This window comes from Sphingobacterium sp. 40-24 (genome assembly GCF_001899705.1).
In the GTDB taxonomy this organism is placed as follows: domain Bacteria; phylum Bacteroidota; class Bacteroidia; order Sphingobacteriales; family Sphingobacteriaceae; genus Sphingobacterium; species Sphingobacterium multivorum.
Map to the genome: position 1 here is coordinate 87,815 of NZ_MKWH01000025.1, position 16,727 is coordinate 104,541.

General features: G+C 41.7%; 13 protein-coding genes. 5 read left to right on the plus strand and 8 right to left on the minus strand.

All coding sequences use genetic code 11. The features are described 5' to 3' along the window. Positions 1-53: 53 nt before the first annotated feature. On the minus strand, positions 54-1,073 hold the full coding sequence (locus tag BGP15_RS09885; protein ID WP_286769398.1) for a FecR family protein: 1,020 nt from the start codon (positions 1,071-1,073) through the stop codon (positions 54-56). 107 nt (positions 1,074-1,180) lie between these two features. Then, entirely contained in the window at positions 1,181-1,780 is a 600-nt protein-coding gene (locus tag BGP15_RS09890) for an RNA polymerase sigma factor (RefSeq protein WP_286754641.1), read from the minus strand. A 273-nt stretch (positions 1,781-2,053) separates the two neighbouring features. On the opposite strand from BGP15_RS09890, the gene BGP15_RS09895 reads away from it, so the two are divergent. Together BGP15_RS09895 and BGP15_RS09900 are read left to right on the plus strand one after the other, a co-directional pair. Next, complete coding sequence (locus BGP15_RS09895) at positions 2,054-3,604, plus strand: PAS domain-containing sensor histidine kinase (protein ID WP_286769399.1); 1,551 nt, start codon at positions 2,054-2,056, stop codon at positions 3,602-3,604. A 5-nt stretch (positions 3,605-3,609) separates the two neighbouring features. After that, a complete protein-coding gene (locus BGP15_RS09900) occupies positions 3,610-3,975 on the plus strand; it encodes a response regulator (RefSeq protein WP_286769400.1) in 366 nt (121 codons plus the stop codon). Between the two features lie 99 nt (positions 3,976-4,074). Here BGP15_RS09900 and BGP15_RS09905 read toward each other — a convergent pair whose 3' ends face one another. From BGP15_RS09905 to BGP15_RS09920, 4 genes are all read right to left on the minus strand, one after another. Next, a complete protein-coding gene (locus tag BGP15_RS09905; protein WP_286769401.1) occupies positions 4,075-4,431 on the minus strand; it encodes a response regulator in 357 nt (118 codons plus the stop codon). Positions 4,432-4,624: 193 nt separating this feature from the next. Further along, positions 4,625-6,826 (minus strand): ATP-binding protein, encoded by a 2,202-nt coding sequence (locus BGP15_RS09910; protein WP_286769402.1) that lies wholly within the window; start codon positions 6,824-6,826, stop codon positions 4,625-4,627. A gap of 399 nt (positions 6,827-7,225) precedes the next feature. Then, positions 7,226-9,232 (minus strand): BCCT family transporter, encoded by a 2,007-nt coding sequence (locus BGP15_RS09915; RefSeq protein ID WP_286769403.1) that lies wholly within the window; start codon positions 9,230-9,232, stop codon positions 7,226-7,228. 57 nt (positions 9,233-9,289) lie between these two features. Further along, positions 9,290-10,138 (minus strand): mechanosensitive ion channel family protein, encoded by an 849-nt coding sequence (locus BGP15_RS09920; RefSeq protein WP_286769404.1) that lies wholly within the window; start codon positions 10,136-10,138, stop codon positions 9,290-9,292. A 277-nt stretch (positions 10,139-10,415) separates the two neighbouring features. Here BGP15_RS09920 and BGP15_RS09925 point away from each other — a divergent pair, with 277 nt between their 5' ends. Continuing rightward, the gene (locus BGP15_RS09925) at positions 10,416-11,708 is read left to right on the plus strand and encodes a TIGR00341 family protein (RefSeq protein WP_286769405.1); all 1,293 of its coding nucleotides are present in this window, start codon (positions 10,416-10,418) and stop codon (positions 11,706-11,708) included. 2 nt (positions 11,709-11,710) lie between these two features. Here the strand turns inward: BGP15_RS09925 and BGP15_RS09930 are convergent, their stop codons facing one another. Both BGP15_RS09930 and BGP15_RS09935 read right to left on the minus strand, forming a co-directional pair. Beyond that, entirely contained in the window at positions 11,711-12,388 is a 678-nt protein-coding gene (locus BGP15_RS09930) for a potassium channel family protein (RefSeq protein WP_286769406.1), read from the minus strand. A gap of 72 nt (positions 12,389-12,460) precedes the next feature. Next, positions 12,461-13,843: a TrkH family potassium uptake protein gene (locus BGP15_RS09935; RefSeq protein ID WP_286769407.1), complete on the minus strand. Its 1,383-nt coding sequence runs from the start codon at positions 13,841-13,843 to the stop codon at positions 12,461-12,463. A gap of 231 nt (positions 13,844-14,074) precedes the next feature. Here BGP15_RS09935 and BGP15_RS09940 point away from each other — a divergent pair, with 231 nt between their 5' ends. Beyond that, entirely contained in the window at positions 14,075-15,532 is a 1,458-nt protein-coding gene (locus tag BGP15_RS09940) for an alanine/glycine:cation symporter family protein (RefSeq protein ID WP_286769408.1), read from the plus strand. After that, a complete protein-coding gene (gene nhaA / locus BGP15_RS09945) occupies positions 15,516-16,691 on the plus strand; it encodes a Na+/H+ antiporter NhaA (RefSeq protein WP_112374627.1) in 1,176 nt (391 codons plus the stop codon). The genes BGP15_RS09940 and nhaA overlap by 17 nt, the downstream gene beginning before the upstream one ends. Positions 16,692-16,727 lie beyond the last annotated feature (36 nt).

Genomic DNA, 16,727 nt, shown 5'->3' on the forward strand with positions numbered 1-16,727 from the left:
GTTGTCCAAGGCTCCCCGATTTTGGGGTGCATTTATTTAATTTTTTTTATTTTTTATAACCTGCTTTTTACGATCCTATAGGTATTTTTTTCGGCGTTAAACTCCAATCTAAGATCATTTGCAATACAGATTGTCTGCAAAATCTGCGCAATATCATTTTCCTGCGTATACGTACCATATAAGGATAATTCTGCGACTTCCTCTTCAGAAAACAGAATGCTTGTACGGTAGAAGGAAGCCAGTGCAGGCAACACTTCTTTAAGCGGCTTATGCTGAAATGTCAACAGTGTTGGTAGGACCCGCTCCGGTGGTTTTTCGGATTTTGCCACAGGTTCCTTTTTGGGCTGCGCAGTCGGTGCCCGCCAGATTTGTCCGGGGCTCAGATAGGCTAACAGCCTTTCACTGCCATTTTCACTACGCTCTTTAATGGAAACTTTTCCGGAGATCAGGCGCACCCTTGGTGTGGCGTATTTGGTTTCCTGCGTTACCCAGAAAGATGTTCCCAAGGCTGTGGTCAGGATATTGCCTGCCAATACGGTAAATGGTCGGGAAGGATCATGCGCCACTTCAAAAAATGCCTTTCCCTCCAATTGAATGGTACGCTGTCCCTTGGGGAAAGGCTGCACCCATGTCAGGCTGGAATGCGCCAAAAGGCGGACTCTGCTCCCATCTTCCAAGTAGATCAGGCTATCTTGCGAAACGCTGCAAGTCATCCGTGTAGATTTCACCGCAATTTCCGCAGCTTTAGTGAATTGTCTTTGTTGCGACCTATCTACCGGATCCCACTCCATAAGATACCAGCTGAAAGAAAAACAAAAAAGAACTAAAGCTGCAAGTTTAGCGAAAAATTGCCAAGACAGCTGTTGGCTTTCCACCTCAGTTTCGGCAGGGAGCAAACGTGCATCAATCTTTTCTTTCATACGATTGCTCGCCAGATCCATATCCACCTGCTCAGCTTTATTTACGTCGAGCTCCAGCATCCATTGCATCAGATGCGCACGCTCTGTGTCTGTCAGCTTTCCTGTGGAATATCGTTCAATCAAATTTTCCAGTTCTCTTTTTTTACCCTGCATACACCTTATAGTTGCAGCAATGGGATGATCGTACCATCCCAAATAGGTTAAGTTTGTATAAAGCTTAGTTTAAGAAAAAATGACGGCGGCAGCGATCGGACATTAGGCTAAAAGAAAAGAAAAAAAGATAAGGACAGAAATACACTGGGATTTAGCTGTTGCAGCTGCATGTGCTGGCGCACAAGGTGCAATGCTTTGCTCAATTGATTTTTTACAGTCTGAAGGGATATGCCTAAGTGTTCCGCAATTTCGTGATTACTGAGGCTCCGTTGGTATTTCAGATTAAACACCATACGCATACGGTCGGGCATTTCAACGACCGACTGTTCGATAGCGACCAGCACATCCGTATAGTTTTCCTCATAACCATCTATTGGAAATAGGTCATGTAAACCATCTTGCAACAGTATACTATATTGCTCGATATGTTTTTCATACACCCCCTTTTTCCTGAAATGCTGAAACAGTTTGTGGTACAAGGCCGAAATGAGGTAAGCCCGCAGTCCACTGTGGATATTGATTGTGTGACGTCTTTGCCAGAGGTCTACAAAGAGATCCTGAACGAGATCCATGGCAACGTCCAGGTCGCCGACCTTCTTGATGGCAATTTGAAGCAGGTGACTCCAATGATGTTCATAAATCTCATCAAAAGCACTGTAATCTGCATTTACCAGACGTGCCAATAGCACGGCGTCTATCGTTTTCACAAGCATACTCTCTAGATCAATAATTCTTCGTCGGCTGTAAAGATCATGCTTTAATACAACTACAGTATTAAGGACAGGTAAAGAATATATTAACTAGAGTTTTGTTCTCAGCGGTACAGGTCAGATCATAATAGTCGTCCCGCATGTTCGCATGGATTATTTTTTCAGTAGGAATTTATACGGTTTTTTAATTTAGACATCCCAAAATCCGCTTCAATTTCAAAATTATCGACTAAATTAGGACACCTTAATTAATTTGGGAGTTTAAAATATATGAAAAAAAATGCTTCCGGCATAAAAAATTTAAAGCAACGTATTGAAAACAAGAACAATGATTTAGATCTTTATCTAAAAGCATTGAATTCTGCCTATTCGGGTATTATAATTACAGACAATCTGCAGTATGATAATCCCATCATTTATTGCAATAAAGCTTTCGAAACCATCAGTGGTTATGCCCACGATGAAATTATTGGCCACAATTGCCGATTTTTACAGGCTCAGGACCGTTCGCAAGCCGAACGTAAGATTATTAAAGAATCCATTGAGCGTGGCGAAGAATGTAAAATTGAAATTCGAAATTATCGTAAGGATGGAACGCTTTTTTGGAACGAACTTTTTATTTCACCAGTGAAGAATGAAGAACGTCAGGTAACTCATTTTATTGGTGTTCAAAATGATATCAGTGATCGAAAAAAAGCGGAGCATGATCTTCGTGAAGAGAAGTCCCATGTGGAGCTCAAAATACAGCAAAGAACCAAGGAGCTACAAGATAAAGAAAGCTTTCTGTCCAGTATTATTGAAACAGTACGAGAAAGTCTCTTGGTACTCGATGCCAAATATATCGTCCTGAGCGCCAATAGGCATTTTTTAAACTCATTTAAAGTCACCACAGAAGAAACGGTAGGAAAATTATTATTTGACCTCGGTAATCAGCAGTGGGATATTTCTTCGTTAAAAGAGATGCTCACTCAGATATTGCCAACCAATAATCCGGTTATCGATTATGAGGTAGATCATATCTTTCCTCATATTGGCCGAAAAGTCATGCTGCTAAATGCTTATCGTATTGAGTTCGAGGGCCAGTATAAAGATAGGATCCTAATCGCCATCGAAGATATTACTGAAAAGAAGGAGCAGGATCGGCGTAAAGATGATTTCCTTTCGATTGCGAGCCACGAACTGAAGACACCCCTCACAACAATCAAGGGTCTCTTCCAGATCTTGCAGCGATTGGGCACCGAAAACACCGATCCGAAATATGTCTCAACTTTAGATAAAATCACAGCATATATCGATCGCTTGAACATATTGATAGCAAAACTCTTAGATACGTCTAAAATTCAATCTGGAAATCTTGAATTGCACATGGAGCCATTTGAGATCGATAAGACAATCCAAGATGCCGTTGAAAGCATGCGATTGGCGGCACCTGATTCTGACATCCACCTTACAGGAAGTACGGGCATTATCGTAGAAGGCGACGAGCTACAGATTATCCAAGTGCTAAACAATCTGCTATCCAATGCAATTAAATATTCACCCGAGTCGAAAAAAGTTGAAGTTAGCATCCACAGGGTAGCTAATTTTGTTAAAATCTCGGTACGGGATTATGGCATGGGCATAAGCTATCAGGATAGACTAAAAATTTTCGAACGATTTTTCCGTGTCAGCCATATACAGAAGAAGTTTCCGGGCTTAGGTATTGGGCTCTATGTTTCGCATGAGATTATCTTAAACCACAAAGGAACACTGTGGGTCGAAAGCGAGCCGGGAGAGGGATCCACATTTAATTTTACATTACCCATCGTAATCAACAAATAAAGAATATGCAGCCTAAAAAGATAATGATCTGTGATGACGACCGAGGAATACTCGAGATGCTTGAGCTTTTTTTAGAACTAGAAGGATTTGATGTTATATGCGAAATAAATAGCACCCACCTGACGAAGCAATTAATTTCCCATAAGCCAGACCTCTTGCTGCTGGATCTCTGGATGCCAATAATTTCTGGTGACCAGTTGATTAAAATTATCCGCAGCACACCCGAAATTAAAGAAACTCCTATCATCGTGCTATCAGCAAGCGTCGATGGACCTGAAATCGCAGGAAATTTAGGCGCAAATGGCTTTATCGCCAAACCTTTTGATTTAACAGATATCACAGATAAACTTAATAGCATACTGAGCAACTAGCTGGCAAGTACATGGTGACTAAATACACATAAAAGCACTTTTTCTTTAAAAAGTGCTTTTATGCAGCTGATGGGATCATCCTAAGACAAACGCTTACGCCTAACCTAATTTATCCACGAGAAGTAAAAGATCGTCCAGTTCAAATGGTTTGGCCAAAAAGGCGTCAGCTCCACTCTCAGAAGCAATCTGCTTTCCACGCGAGCTTGCAGACATCATGATCACTGGAATATTTCGATGTTTTTCCGAACTCCGGAGTTCACGAAGGATATCGTCACCTGACAGCCATGGCATTTCAATATCCAATAATATAATATCAGGCTCAATTTCTTCGACAGATGCAATAAGTTCTCTGCTTTTTGAAACTAAATAGACTTCTCTAAATTCATTCTTTAAAGCCAGCTCTAAAACGTTAAGGATGACGGTTTCGTCATCACAAACAACAATTTTCTTTTTCATTTTTTGATTGTTTAAAAACACCGCAATGATTGAAAATATGGTCTTGTGGGAGGAATTTAAAATATAGACCTAAGCTGGGCAGATAGTTGGTTACCAAACCGTTTATATAATCTTTCTTTGAGATACCACAAGATAGACAATTTATTGGATAAAAACCACTATATCACCTTCTAAAAAATCTACCCTCTATCGTTTAAGATACTAAATGCATACGATCTGCTTCAGGCACATCTTTGAAGACGACTGAAAATGTAGTACCGACATCTAATTCGCTTTCTACATGAATAGTTGCGTTGAGCTTACTCGCAATTTGTTTAACAATGGACAGGCCAACCCCCGAACCCTCAAAGCCTTCTGAATTGGCCATTCGGGCAAAGATTTCAAAAATTTTGTCGCCCTCCTTCAAATCAATTCCGATTCCATTATCCTTGATATCATACCGGACCGTATTTCCTTGCCGCATGCTCTTAACGGACACTTGCGGGTTTTGCCTTTTGCTGCTGTATTTTATGGCATTGCCAACAAGGTTCAAAAATAATTGATAGACCAATGTTCTCTCTCCCAAAACAGGTAGTGTTTCGCCCATTATAAATTCTAAATGAGGAACCTTGTATTGTTGTTTGCAATTTTCCACGATATTGACAATCTTGGACTGTGGATTAATTGGTTCAAACACAAAGTCTACATGATTTACCTTTGACATTTGATAGACTTTATCCATCATATCCCGCATCAGTTGCGTCCCATCCAAGATATTTTTCATTGACTTTGCAAGCAGTTCCTCAGAGATGTCTTTTTTATGGAGCAACATTTGTGCAGTGAGCTGTATCGTCGTCAGCGGATTTTTAAGATCATGGGTCAATGTGTAGCCAAAAGTATCAAGCGCATTATTAGAGCGCACCAGTTTCTTGTTCAATTCATCAATCTCTCCACCACGTTGTGCCACTGCTTGCTGAATAATATGTGTTATATCTTCAATAAAAGCGAGTTCAGAAGATTGCCATTTTTCGGCTTTTCCCTTCGTAATCTTTTTCCATGCCTCGAAAGAAGAACGTGGCGAAGGAAAGGTGATCTTTCGATCTTCGTCAACCTGCATCACTTTTTCCGGCTTCCCTGCCCAGGTCTCTTCTATCAGACGTTCTTTTCTAAAGACATATAAGTACCAGTTATTTGCGGGCAGAATACTGATGCGCAATACACCAGGATACATCTCAACATCTTTGGAAGGACCATCACACTTAAATCTATCTGTCGCAAAAAACTCTGCATTGGCTATTTGTTTATCAATTTCTCGGAGCATTTTTTTATCAGGCACCTCACCCACCATCATGATTGCGCGGTCACGTTTAATGATTAGCCCCTGCCCGTTCATTACCTCCATAATACGCACGGCATACTTTTCCAACACGTCATACAAGTCGCGCTTGACCAACAAATCACTTTTTAGATCATGCTTCAGCTGCGATAGATTTTTCTGAAGTTTTACCTGTTTCTTCTGAAAATCTGCCAAATAATTGTTCACAGCGTATTGTGTAAGAAAGGTACATAGATGGCGCTGTGAAAGATCGACATGCATTGGCTCCCGGTTCTGACAGGCTACAAGCCCCCAAAGCTCATCGTCCACGATAATGCTAAAACTTGCACTCGCCTTTACGCCGGCATTTTTAAGGTATTGCAAATGCATGGTTGAAAGTGCCCGAAGGCTGCAGCGTGTAAGATCGAGAGCATCGGCGCTCCGCCCCATTAGCGGGATCGCTTCCTCATTGACATTCGCCGTATGGCGGGCATGAAAAATACGGTAAAGCTCGCGCGCCTGTGCCGGAATATCGAATTCCGGATAACGGTAATTCATCAACGATTCCAGATCCGCCGTCTTGCTCTCTGCAATAACTTGTCCACTATTATCTTCCAAAAAGCGATACACCATCACTCTATCATAGTGGATGATGTCCTTAATCAATTCAGTCAATGCCTGCCAGCAAGAGTTGCCCCCGCTACGGTCATCTAAATGCTTGGCATAATAATATAATTTAGTGGTTTTGACAGCAAGCGGATTGCAGGCCTCTATTTCAAGATAAATTTTGCCATCATACCTATAGAGACTTAAAAAATAATCGTTAGCATGGATAGCTACACGATCGGCATACCTGGCAAACATGCTGTCTGAAATAGCATGTTCTATGCTCTCTCCACGAAGTTCAAAAGATGGAACAATCCGATGAAGAACATCGTCCACTGTCATGCCGAGCATTTCGGAGTATTCTTCACCTGCAATAGCTGCACAGTTTTCACTTACCGCAATACACTTATCGTCTTCAAAGATAAATAAATACCCAAAAGACTGTATATTTCCACAAAGGTGAATTTTTTCCTCATGACAATTGATTTCACGCATAAAGTTACTGATCTATTAAATAAAAATATGGTAAAATCAACAGTACTATACTCCATCAATACTATCATATGTCACTAAATTAGTAAAATATTTTGACCTATCGAAATGTGCATCTTTCACTTTAAACCTGAAGAAAAACGAACTAAATAGCTACTGCCGGCCCGATTTTCGAGCTCACTCATAAAATCCTTCTCCAATAATGGATATCATAATGCGGAATAAAAACGGCATTCCCAACAGAAAACAATTCTATACGATGCATCAACGAAAAGATGTGTGGTGTTAACAGGAAATCGAATTCGGCCAATGCTAAACTATTGTGTCGGTGGTAATCAGCTTTGATAGGTTAAGCACAAGCTATCCCGCATATTGAGCAATGCCAACAAAAATCTCAGCTGATCACCTGAGATTTTTGTTGGCATTGCTACTGATAAATATTTCATTTTTCTCTTCCGAAATAATTTCGAGAAAGCGTTCATAATGTTTCAGTACATCACTGATTAACTCATTTTTTGTAAAGTACTGAACATCATAGCCCTCCCGTGCATCGCCGAAGTAAGATTTTGGAAAGTAGGTTTTCTTGTCGTCTAGGTCTGGAAGATTTTCTTCCTCGACCACATAATCGGATACAACTTTAACCTGGTTTTTTACCCCATATATGAAATTATTGATCACATCGTGGCGGATTTCGATCTGTATCCGATTGGGATTATCCAACTGCTGAATCTTTGCTTCAATACCATTATGCTTAAATTCGGACTGAAGCTCTTCAAAAGCCATCTTCACGGTACCTAGCATAAAATCATCGACAGATTGTCGGCTTTTGAATGAGACAATCTGCTGCAGGCGATCTTTCCAAAATTCGCCCGACCAGGGTACCGTACTCACTGAAAAATCACGTTCATAGTAACTTCGGTCTATGGTCAATGCTTTAACTAGGCTGACACAAAAAAGCAGCATGATGATTGAAAATGGCAATGCTGTGATGAGCGTCATGGTTTGTAAAGCCTCCAGCCCACCGGCATTCAATAGCATGAGTGCCAAGATAGCCAACAGGGCGCCCCAGAATATCATTTGCCATTTTGGCGATTTTTCGGCATTCTTGCTTGCAATATTATTCATCACATAGATGCCCGAATCTGCAGAGGTCACAAAAAAGATAATGATGATCAGAATAACCAGGTAGCTGACCAATTCTGATAAAGGCAGGTATTCCAGGAAGCGGAACATCAAGGCGTCAGGATTATCAGCCAGGGCGCTCAATGCACCTTTAGCCAGATTGACGTCAAACCAGATGGCGCTATTACCGAAGACCGACATCCAAATAAAATTAAATAAGGTTGGGATTATAAGGACTGCAGCAATAAATTCTCGAATCGTCCGCCCCTTGGATATCTTCGCAATAAATAGCCCGACATAAGGTGACCATGATATCCACCAGGCCCAGTAAAGTATTGTCCAATTATAAAACCAGGGCAATGTAGCTTCGTCGTACACATGCGTATCAAAAGTCAAGCTAAAGAAATTGTTTACGTAATTGCCGATTCCCTCTGTAAAACTGCCTATCAGATAAACCGTAGGACCCAGAAACAGCACAAACAACAAAAGGACCACCACGGTGATAATGTTAATATTACTTAACAGCTTGACCCCTTTATCCACGCCCGAAGTAGCCGATAAGATAGCTAACAGCGTCAATACCCCCACAATAATGATCTGGTAAGTGAAACTATTCTCTGGCACCAATCCCAAGGTTTGCAAGCCTGCATTTACCTGCACCACACCAAAACCCAGTGTTGTGGTTATCCCGAAGAAGGTACTACAAAGCGCAAATACGTCAATTGCATTGCCCCACTTTCCATTGATCTTATTTTTCAACAAGGGATAGAAGCAACTTCTAAGCGAAAGCGGAAGCCGATAGCGGTAAGCAAAATACGAGAGCGCCAGTCCGACAACACCATATATTGCCCAAGCATGGATACCCCAGTGGAAAAAGGTATATAACTGCGCATTTTTCGCTCGATTGATATAATGATTACCCGCAAAAGCTTCTGTCGAAAAATGCTGCATCGGCTCAGCGACACTGAAATACATCAGACCAATTCCCATTCCCGCGGCAAACAACATGGAGATCCACGAAAAGAAAGAATACTCGGGCTTACTGTCGTTACTTCCAAGCTTGATGTTACCAAATTTACTAAACATGAGGTAAACGAGGAATATGACAAAAAGTGTAACAGCCCAGACGTACACCCAATTGAGATTGATAAATATAAATTGTTTGACAACACCTAAAATACTGACAGCCAAAGTCGGAAAAAATACCGACAACAGGCAAACCCCTATGATAAAGAGCAGGCTGGGAATAACGATTCCCTTATTAAATGTCGATTTTGACAAGATCACTTTACTAATTTTTGTTTACAATACGGTCTTCATCTCAAGACCAGTTTTTATCTAATATTATGAATTGCTGCGAATATGTACATCGCGTTGTGGAAATGGAATTTCAATACCGGCTTGATCTAGCGCCTCTTTACAATCGATGATCAATTGCTCCTGCATGGTCCAGAAGTTTTCGTTTGAAGTCGTTGCACGCACCGACAAATTGATCGCACTATCGCCCAGTTCAGTAACAACCACCTGCGGTGCTGGTTCCTTAAAGGCATATTCATTGTTGCGCACGACATTCAGAAGGATTTCTTTGGCCTGTTTTAAGTCAGCGTTGTAGGCGACACCGATATCAAACCAAGTACGGCGGGTGCCCAACTGGGTATAATTGGTAATACTACTATTCGACAAAACACCGTTGGGAACAACGACTTGCTGATTTTGCGGCGTATTTAATTTGGTATTAAAAATATCAATTTCGGTAACCGTACCCGATACATTTGCACTGGACGTGATATAATCCCCTACCCGGAAAGGTTTCAATAACAAGATCAGTATTCCACCCGCAAAATTGGATAAAGAACCCTGCAGGGCCAAACCTATCGCCAAACCTGCCGCACCAATAATAGCGACAAATGCGGAAGTCTGCACGCCGAGCTGTGTCACGACGACAATAAACAAGAGTATATTTAAAATCCAGCTAATTAGGTTACTTAAAAAGCGCTGCAAGGAGATATCCATTTGCCGCCGCTCGAACGCCTTATCGATCATCCGCTTAACCAGGCGAATGATCCATGATCCAATTAAATATATCAGTAAAGCTGAAATTACGGCAGTAATAATACGTGGCGCCCAGGCTACGGCAGAGGAAATAAAATTATTCCAATGCGCCTGTACGTCATCCATTTCAAAATTGTTCATAGTGCTCATATTTTATTAAAAATGTAAGGAAGAAGGCATAATATAGTGAAATATTGATATAATCGCAAAAGACATCTCTATTAATTATATTTTATTAATAATACCTTCAACAAGTAAACCGGCCCAATTGTTTCCAAAAACAACCAAATTCATAACCCAGCTTTTAATAAACATAAAACTGTAGCCAATAGGCCACTCGGGGATAAATAAGCCAGCTATATCCATCGCTAGCCAAAAGATGTTTACTATATTAGCTAAAATCAAAGATGAAAAGTATATGAACAAAATTTTGAGCTTTTTCGACCTACATCAAGGGGAAGAAAAAAAAGAAACCGTATTGGAAAACGTTGTTGCCAATATTTCCTTCCGCGGTTCCAACGCCTGGATCTTAGCATGTGCTATAGTCGTAGCATCTGTGGGTTTAAATGTAAACTCCACCGCTGTCATTATTGGAGCGATGTTGATTTCCCCGCTTATGGGCCCAATTGTGGGCGCAGGATTTGCATTGGGAACATTTGATTTTCCGCTGCTAAAAAAATCCATTAAAAATCTGCTTATTGCAACGGTCATCAGTCTTGTGGTATCTTTCATTTACTTCCTACTCAGTCCATTTAAAGAAGCTCAGTCCGAACTGCTTGCGCGCACGTCTCCTAATATATACGACGTCATGATCGCCATATTTGGCGGACTTGTTGGCGTCATCGCCATCACGCGGGTCGACAAAGGCAATCCGATCCCCGGGGTAGCGATTGCGACAGCCCTTATGCCGCCCTTATGTACAGCGGGATATGGTCTTGCCATCGGCAATCTCAGTTATTTTGCGGGTGCCCTATTTCTGTATATCATTAACTGCGTATTTATTTGTATTGCGACCTTTGTCATTGTAAAATATTTACGCTATCCTAAAACACATTATGTGGATCAGCAACGTGAAAAAAGGATTACGCAAAGTATTACAATCATCACCCTTGCGCTTGTCATACCAAGTATTTACTTTGCTTACAATTTGCTGCAAGAAAAAAAATACAGCAACAAAGTGAAGCAATTTGTACAGCAGGAGTTAACCAATAAAGGTTATACTGTCATTTATGAAAAAATGCAGCTCAACAGTAGACCGAAAAAGCTGGAATTGGCCTTTTTGGCAAAAAAATTCAGCAGCCAGGAAATAAAATCTTTGGAGCAAACCATGCAAACCTTTGGAATTGACAATACGCGGCTGATTATTCATCAAGATAGCCTAGATCTAAAATCGACCATCCTCAGCGAAATCGACAAACGTACCGCAGCTGTCAGCGAGAAAGACTTAACGATCCGCGCCCTCAACAATGAATTGACCAAATACCAGGTTGTCAATCCCGAGCTCAACCGCGATATCAAGGTTCTTTTCCCTGAAGTCAGTACTTACAGTATGGGTATGCAGCAGCATTATGCCAAGGCCGATAGCGTGGCTAATCTAATTGCATTTATTTATACGGCCCCTACACCATTGACAGCCGTACAGCAAAATAAATTGCATGATTGGCTGAAGAACCACTTTCCAAAAGACAGTATTGAAATTATTAGAAGATAAAACTAAAGAAACGATTTGATATGATCGTTATAACCGTAAATCACCAAAATATCGCCCTCCCGCAATCGCGTATCCGGACGAGGAATACCATGGAGTACTGTGGTTACAACACTTTTTCCAAATGAAGTCTTTTTTTCCGTATTTTTTAATATCGTAAGCACTAATAGTTCATACTTTTCTCGGAAACCGATCTCCTGAATCGTTTGTCCCACATATTTTTTAGGGACGATGGCTTCTACAATCGAATAATTACTATTAAGTTCAAAAGAATCTACAAACCCGGTCATACACAAGCGCTTGGACCACCGTTCTGCAGACTCTTCTTCCGGATGAGCTATCTCTGACACCCCTAGCGCACCTAGTACTTTTTCATGCAGTCTGTTTACGGCCCTACTGATCAGGCGTTTCACGTTAGCCTCTTTACACAAAGCACTGACCATAATATTGGCACCTTCATCCTCACCGATCGCGACGACCACAACATCCGTATTTTTTAACGGTAAAGAGTGAAAAGCCGTTTCGTCGGTTGCGTCCAAACAAATCGTATGTGTAATCTTTTCCTTCAATGCCGTCACTTTAGCGATCTGACGATCAACACCTATTACTTCATTGCCTTGTGCAGTGAGCTTTTCTGCCAGAGAAGCTCCAAAATTCCCCAATCCTAAAATGATAAATTTCATTCTTGTATGTTCTTTACAAATTATACGTACATCCCTTCCTATAGTTATTAAAACTAATACGGGAACCTTTACCTAATATATTGTCAATTCTTCTTCAGCATATCGATAGTGCGTATAGCGCGCCTTTTTGATAAAAGCGATTAATACCGATAGCATGGTTACTCGTCCAATAAACATCAAAAGAATTAATATGACTTTGCTTCCTTCCGCCAGATCACCTGTAACTCCCAAAGAAAGGCCAACGGTACTGTATGCCGAAAAACATTCAAATGCGATCTCTAACAAAGGCCGATTGCGCTCAAAAAATGAAATTGCGTATACTCCCATCCCTATAATTATAAGCGAGAGAAACATCGTAGCAAAAGCACGCTGAATTGAGATCCCTGCTATTTCGCGTCTAAATATTTCAGTTCGGTCTTTCCCTTTTGCCAAGCTGATCGCATTCAGTATGGCGAGCGCAAATGTACTCGTTTTTATCCCCCCGCCTGTGGAGTTTGGCGATGCTCCTATCCACATTAATAGCATAATAAACAAAATGCTTGAAAAATGCAGCTGTGCAAAATCAATACTGTTGAAGCCTGCCGTTCGCGGTGTTGTCGCCGTTGCGAAAGCTACTACCCATTTTCCTATACCACTATGATCAGCAAAAACATGATTATATTCGGAGATAAAGAGCACCAAAGTCGCAAACGCAGTGATACAAGACGTCGTGATCAGGTTGAGCTTGCTGTTAATGGTCATTACCCAAGGACGGTAATAATTTTCCTTCGTTGTCCATTTATGGAACAACCTATTTATCAAGTGTTTGATATATTTAAGTACATTTATAACAATTGGAAATCCTAAACCGCCAAATATATATATACTGGCTACCGCCAGTTGGAACCCATAATTATAATAAACCTGTTGATGCATCAGGCCATTTGACAACGTCGAAAAACCAGCGTTGCAGAACGAAGACACCGAATGAAATACAGCAATAAAAATGCGTTCGGCAGTACCTGCCCCGTTAAAACCATCCATAGTCCAAAAGATGACGGCAGCACCGACAGCTTCTATTCCGAATGTAATTGCGATCGTGCGCTTGAGTAAAGTAAATACTTCACCCAGTCGTTGCGTGTTCGAGAAATCCCGTATGGCAAGCTGATTTTCATAACTGCTTCCCCCTTTTAAAAAATAGGTGAAAAGACCAGCAAAAGATAGTATGCCTATTCCACCAGCTTGAATCAGCAATAAAATAAAGACTTGGCCCCAGCCAGTGAAATGGGTAGCTGTGTCAACAACAACAAGCCCTGTAACACAAACTGCACTCGTTGCAGTGAAAAGCGAATCAGTCCAGGAGATTGGTTTATTAAGGGCAATGGGAAGTTTCAACAACATAGTACCTATAACAATCAATGCCAAGAAACTAAAGATGAACAATTGCGCCGGATTATAGAATCGTTTTTTGATCAAAATATTTTAAGGTATACCGGTAAAATTAAAAAAAATAAATTATCCGGTGCAAGCCCGCAACGATATAAAAATTTTCAATAGCAAAAATACTCCTTGTAGATGCGGCAAAGGACACATATAAATTATACGTATTAGATATTTAAAATACATAAACAAAATCTATTCAATATTTAAAGCAGCCTTGGCTGGTTTTCCCTACTTTTAGGCGGCCTATGAATTCAATGATACAACATGGACGTAATAATCAATAAAATTTATGATATCATCTGGAGCGACGCTCTGGTGTACCTTTGCCTGCTAACGGGGATATATTTTACCGCACGCTTCCGCTGCCCGCAGCTGATGCAAATACGGGAAATGATCCGTCTGCTTTTTAATGGCAACAGTTCCGACAAAGGTATTTCCTCCTTTCAGGCCTTTTCGCTTGCTATTTCAGGCCGGGTAGGTACCGGTAATATTGCTGGTGTTGCCACAGCAATCGCCATGGGCGGGCCGGGCGCTATTTTTTGGATGTGGGTAATTGCGTTTTTAGGCAGCGCCTCGGCTATTGTCGAAGCTACCCTTGGTCAGATGTACAAGGAGGTAAACGATGGCGAATACCGGGGCGGACCTGCATTCTACATCCTGAAAGGATTACGATCCAAGACTTTTGCCTGGACCTTTGCAATCGTGACGATCATCAGTACCGGATTTTTATTGCCTGGTGTGCAGAGCAACAGTATCAGCGCAGCAGTCGAGTCCGCTTTCCATGTGTCGCCGAGTATCACCGGATTGGCTATTGCCGGACTATTGGCGATTATTATCATCGGTGGAGTAAAGCGGATCAGCACCGTTGCCGAATACGTTGTACCGTTTATGGCGAGCGCCTATATTCTTATGGCTCTAGTTATTATTGCCCTCAATTTTACGGAGATCCCCGGCGTTATCGCCCTGATAGTAAAATCTGCCTTGAACATGGAAGCTACCTTTGGCGCAATTGCCGGCATGGCAATTTCATGGGGTGTTAAACGGGGTATCTATAGCAACGAGGCCGGACAGGGCACAGCACCACATGCGGCGGCAGCAGCCGAGGTATCCCATCCGATCAAGCAAGGCCTGGTACAGGGGTTTTCTGTTTACGTCGACACCATGTTTGTGTGCACCGCAACAGCTTTGATGATTCTCTTTACAGGGCAATATAATGTTGAAAATCCAGCCGGAGGATTTCTCGTCCAACATCTTCCGGCGACGGAAATGGGACCCGCCTTTACCCAACAGGCCGTTTCACATCATTTCCCCAGCATTGGAAATGCTTTCGTCGCGTTGGCGCTGGCCTTTTTTGCGTTCACGACCATTATGGCTTATTACTATATCGCCGAAACCAACATCAGCTTTGTTAGCCGAAAAAAACAACATAAAACCGTGCTTATCTGGATTCTGCGACTGCTTATATTAGTATCCACCTATGTCGGATGTATCAGTACAGCCAAATCTGCCTGGACACTGGGCGACATTGGTGTCGGGCTTATGGCTTGGCTCAACCTGATTGCAATACTCCTGCTTCACAAAAAAGTTGTCGCTATTTATGCAGACTATCGCGAGCAGCAGAAGTCCAAGAAAGACCCTGTATTCGACAATTCCAAATTTCAGTTTCCGAACATGGACCTATGGTCCAAAAACAACATGCAACACCATGAGCCAATTGATTAATCTTACCGTATTTAAAAATTTTTTCAAGTCAAGTAACGCTGGCGGCATTTTATTATTTATCTGCGTCATTTTATCCCTCATCGTCGCCAATACTGCTGCTGGTCCTGGGCTGCAGTCATTTTTAGATACACCTATTGGTTTCGATACTGACACCGTACATTTAAAATATAGCATACTGCTTTGGATCAATGATGGATTAATGGCTATCTTTTTTCTGCTCGTGGGACTGGAGATCAAGCGCGAGATCGTGGAAGGGGAACTCTCCTCGCCCAAACAGGCATCCCTCCCAATCCTCTGCGCTATTGGCGGAGCCATTGTTCCGGCGCTCATCTTTTTAAGCTTCAATTCAGGGCAGGCGACAGCAGGTGGCTGGGGTATACCCATGGCGACAGATATCGCCTTTGCATTAGCCGTAATCGGTATGCTAGGTAACCGGATTCCAGCAAGTTTAAAGGTATTTTTGGCCGCTTTGGCTATCGTGGACGATCTGATCGCCATTTTGGTGATTGCTTTTTTCTATTCTTCAGGTATTGAAACCACCTACTTACTGTATGCCGGGATCGGTATGGTTATTCTGTTTGTCATGAACCGCATGAATATACAAAACCCCTATCTGTATCTGATACCAGGTGTATTTATCTGGTATTTTATTCATCATTCGGGTATACATGCTACTATTGCTGGTGTGATGGTGGCGATGACTATCCCGACCAATGATACAGACCTTGAGTCGCCCTTAGAACGTCTGGAGCATGCGCTTGTCAAGCCTGTCAATTTTTTGATTATCCCCTTATTTGCATTTGCCAATACCAATATCAGCATTGAAAGTGAAATGCTTACAGGATTGGTCGCGCCGATGGGGCTAGGTATTAGCCTTGGCTTATTACTGGGCAAGCCGTTGGGCATTTTAATCATGACTTTTGTCTGCTCTAAACTTGGGATTAGTAGTCTACCGGAAGGAAGCTCATTCAAACATATCCTGGGTGTGGGTTTATTGGCTGGAATTGGCTTTACCATGTCTATATTTATTTCCATCCTGTCCTTCAGCGATGCGCTGCATATCAATGAAGCGAAGTTATCGATTCTGCTGACCTCCCTGCTGGCGGGAATTTTAGGTTATATGGTATTGTCGGTGTTCGGCAAAAAGAGTAGTGTATAAGCCTGTGTATGTAACAATACGTTAGTATTAATACAT

Excerpts from the sequence above, each read along its gene's own strand:
- nhaA (WP_112374627.1), top strand. The coding sequence starts at position 15,516 with ATGAGCCAATTGATTAATCTTACCGTATTTAAAAATTTTTTCAAGTCA.
- BGP15_RS09905 (WP_286769401.1), bottom strand. The coding sequence starts at position 4,431 with ATGAAAAAGAAAATTGTTGTTTGTGATGACGAAACCGTCATCCTTAAC.
- BGP15_RS09940 (WP_286769408.1), top strand. The coding sequence starts at position 14,075 with ATGGACGTAATAATCAATAAAATTTATGATATCATCTGGAGCGACGCT.
- BGP15_RS09910 (WP_286769402.1), bottom strand. The coding sequence starts at position 6,826 with ATGCGTGAAATCAATTGTCATGAGGAAAAAATTCACCTTTGTGGAAAT.
- BGP15_RS09900 (WP_286769400.1), top strand. The coding sequence starts at position 3,610 with ATGCAGCCTAAAAAGATAATGATCTGTGATGACGACCGAGGAATACTC.
- BGP15_RS09925 (WP_286769405.1), top strand. The coding sequence starts at position 10,416 with ATGAACAAAATTTTGAGCTTTTTCGACCTACATCAAGGGGAAGAAAAA.
- BGP15_RS09930 (WP_286769406.1), bottom strand. The coding sequence starts at position 12,388 with ATGAAATTTATCATTTTAGGATTGGGGAATTTTGGAGCTTCTCTGGCA.
- BGP15_RS09885 (WP_286769398.1), bottom strand. The coding sequence starts at position 1,073 with ATGCAGGGTAAAAAAAGAGAACTGGAAAATTTGATTGAACGATATTCC.
- BGP15_RS09895 (WP_286769399.1), top strand. The coding sequence starts at position 2,054 with ATGAAAAAAAATGCTTCCGGCATAAAAAATTTAAAGCAACGTATTGAA.
- BGP15_RS09920 (WP_286769404.1), bottom strand. The coding sequence starts at position 10,138 with ATGAACAATTTTGAAATGGATGACGTACAGGCGCATTGGAATAATTTT.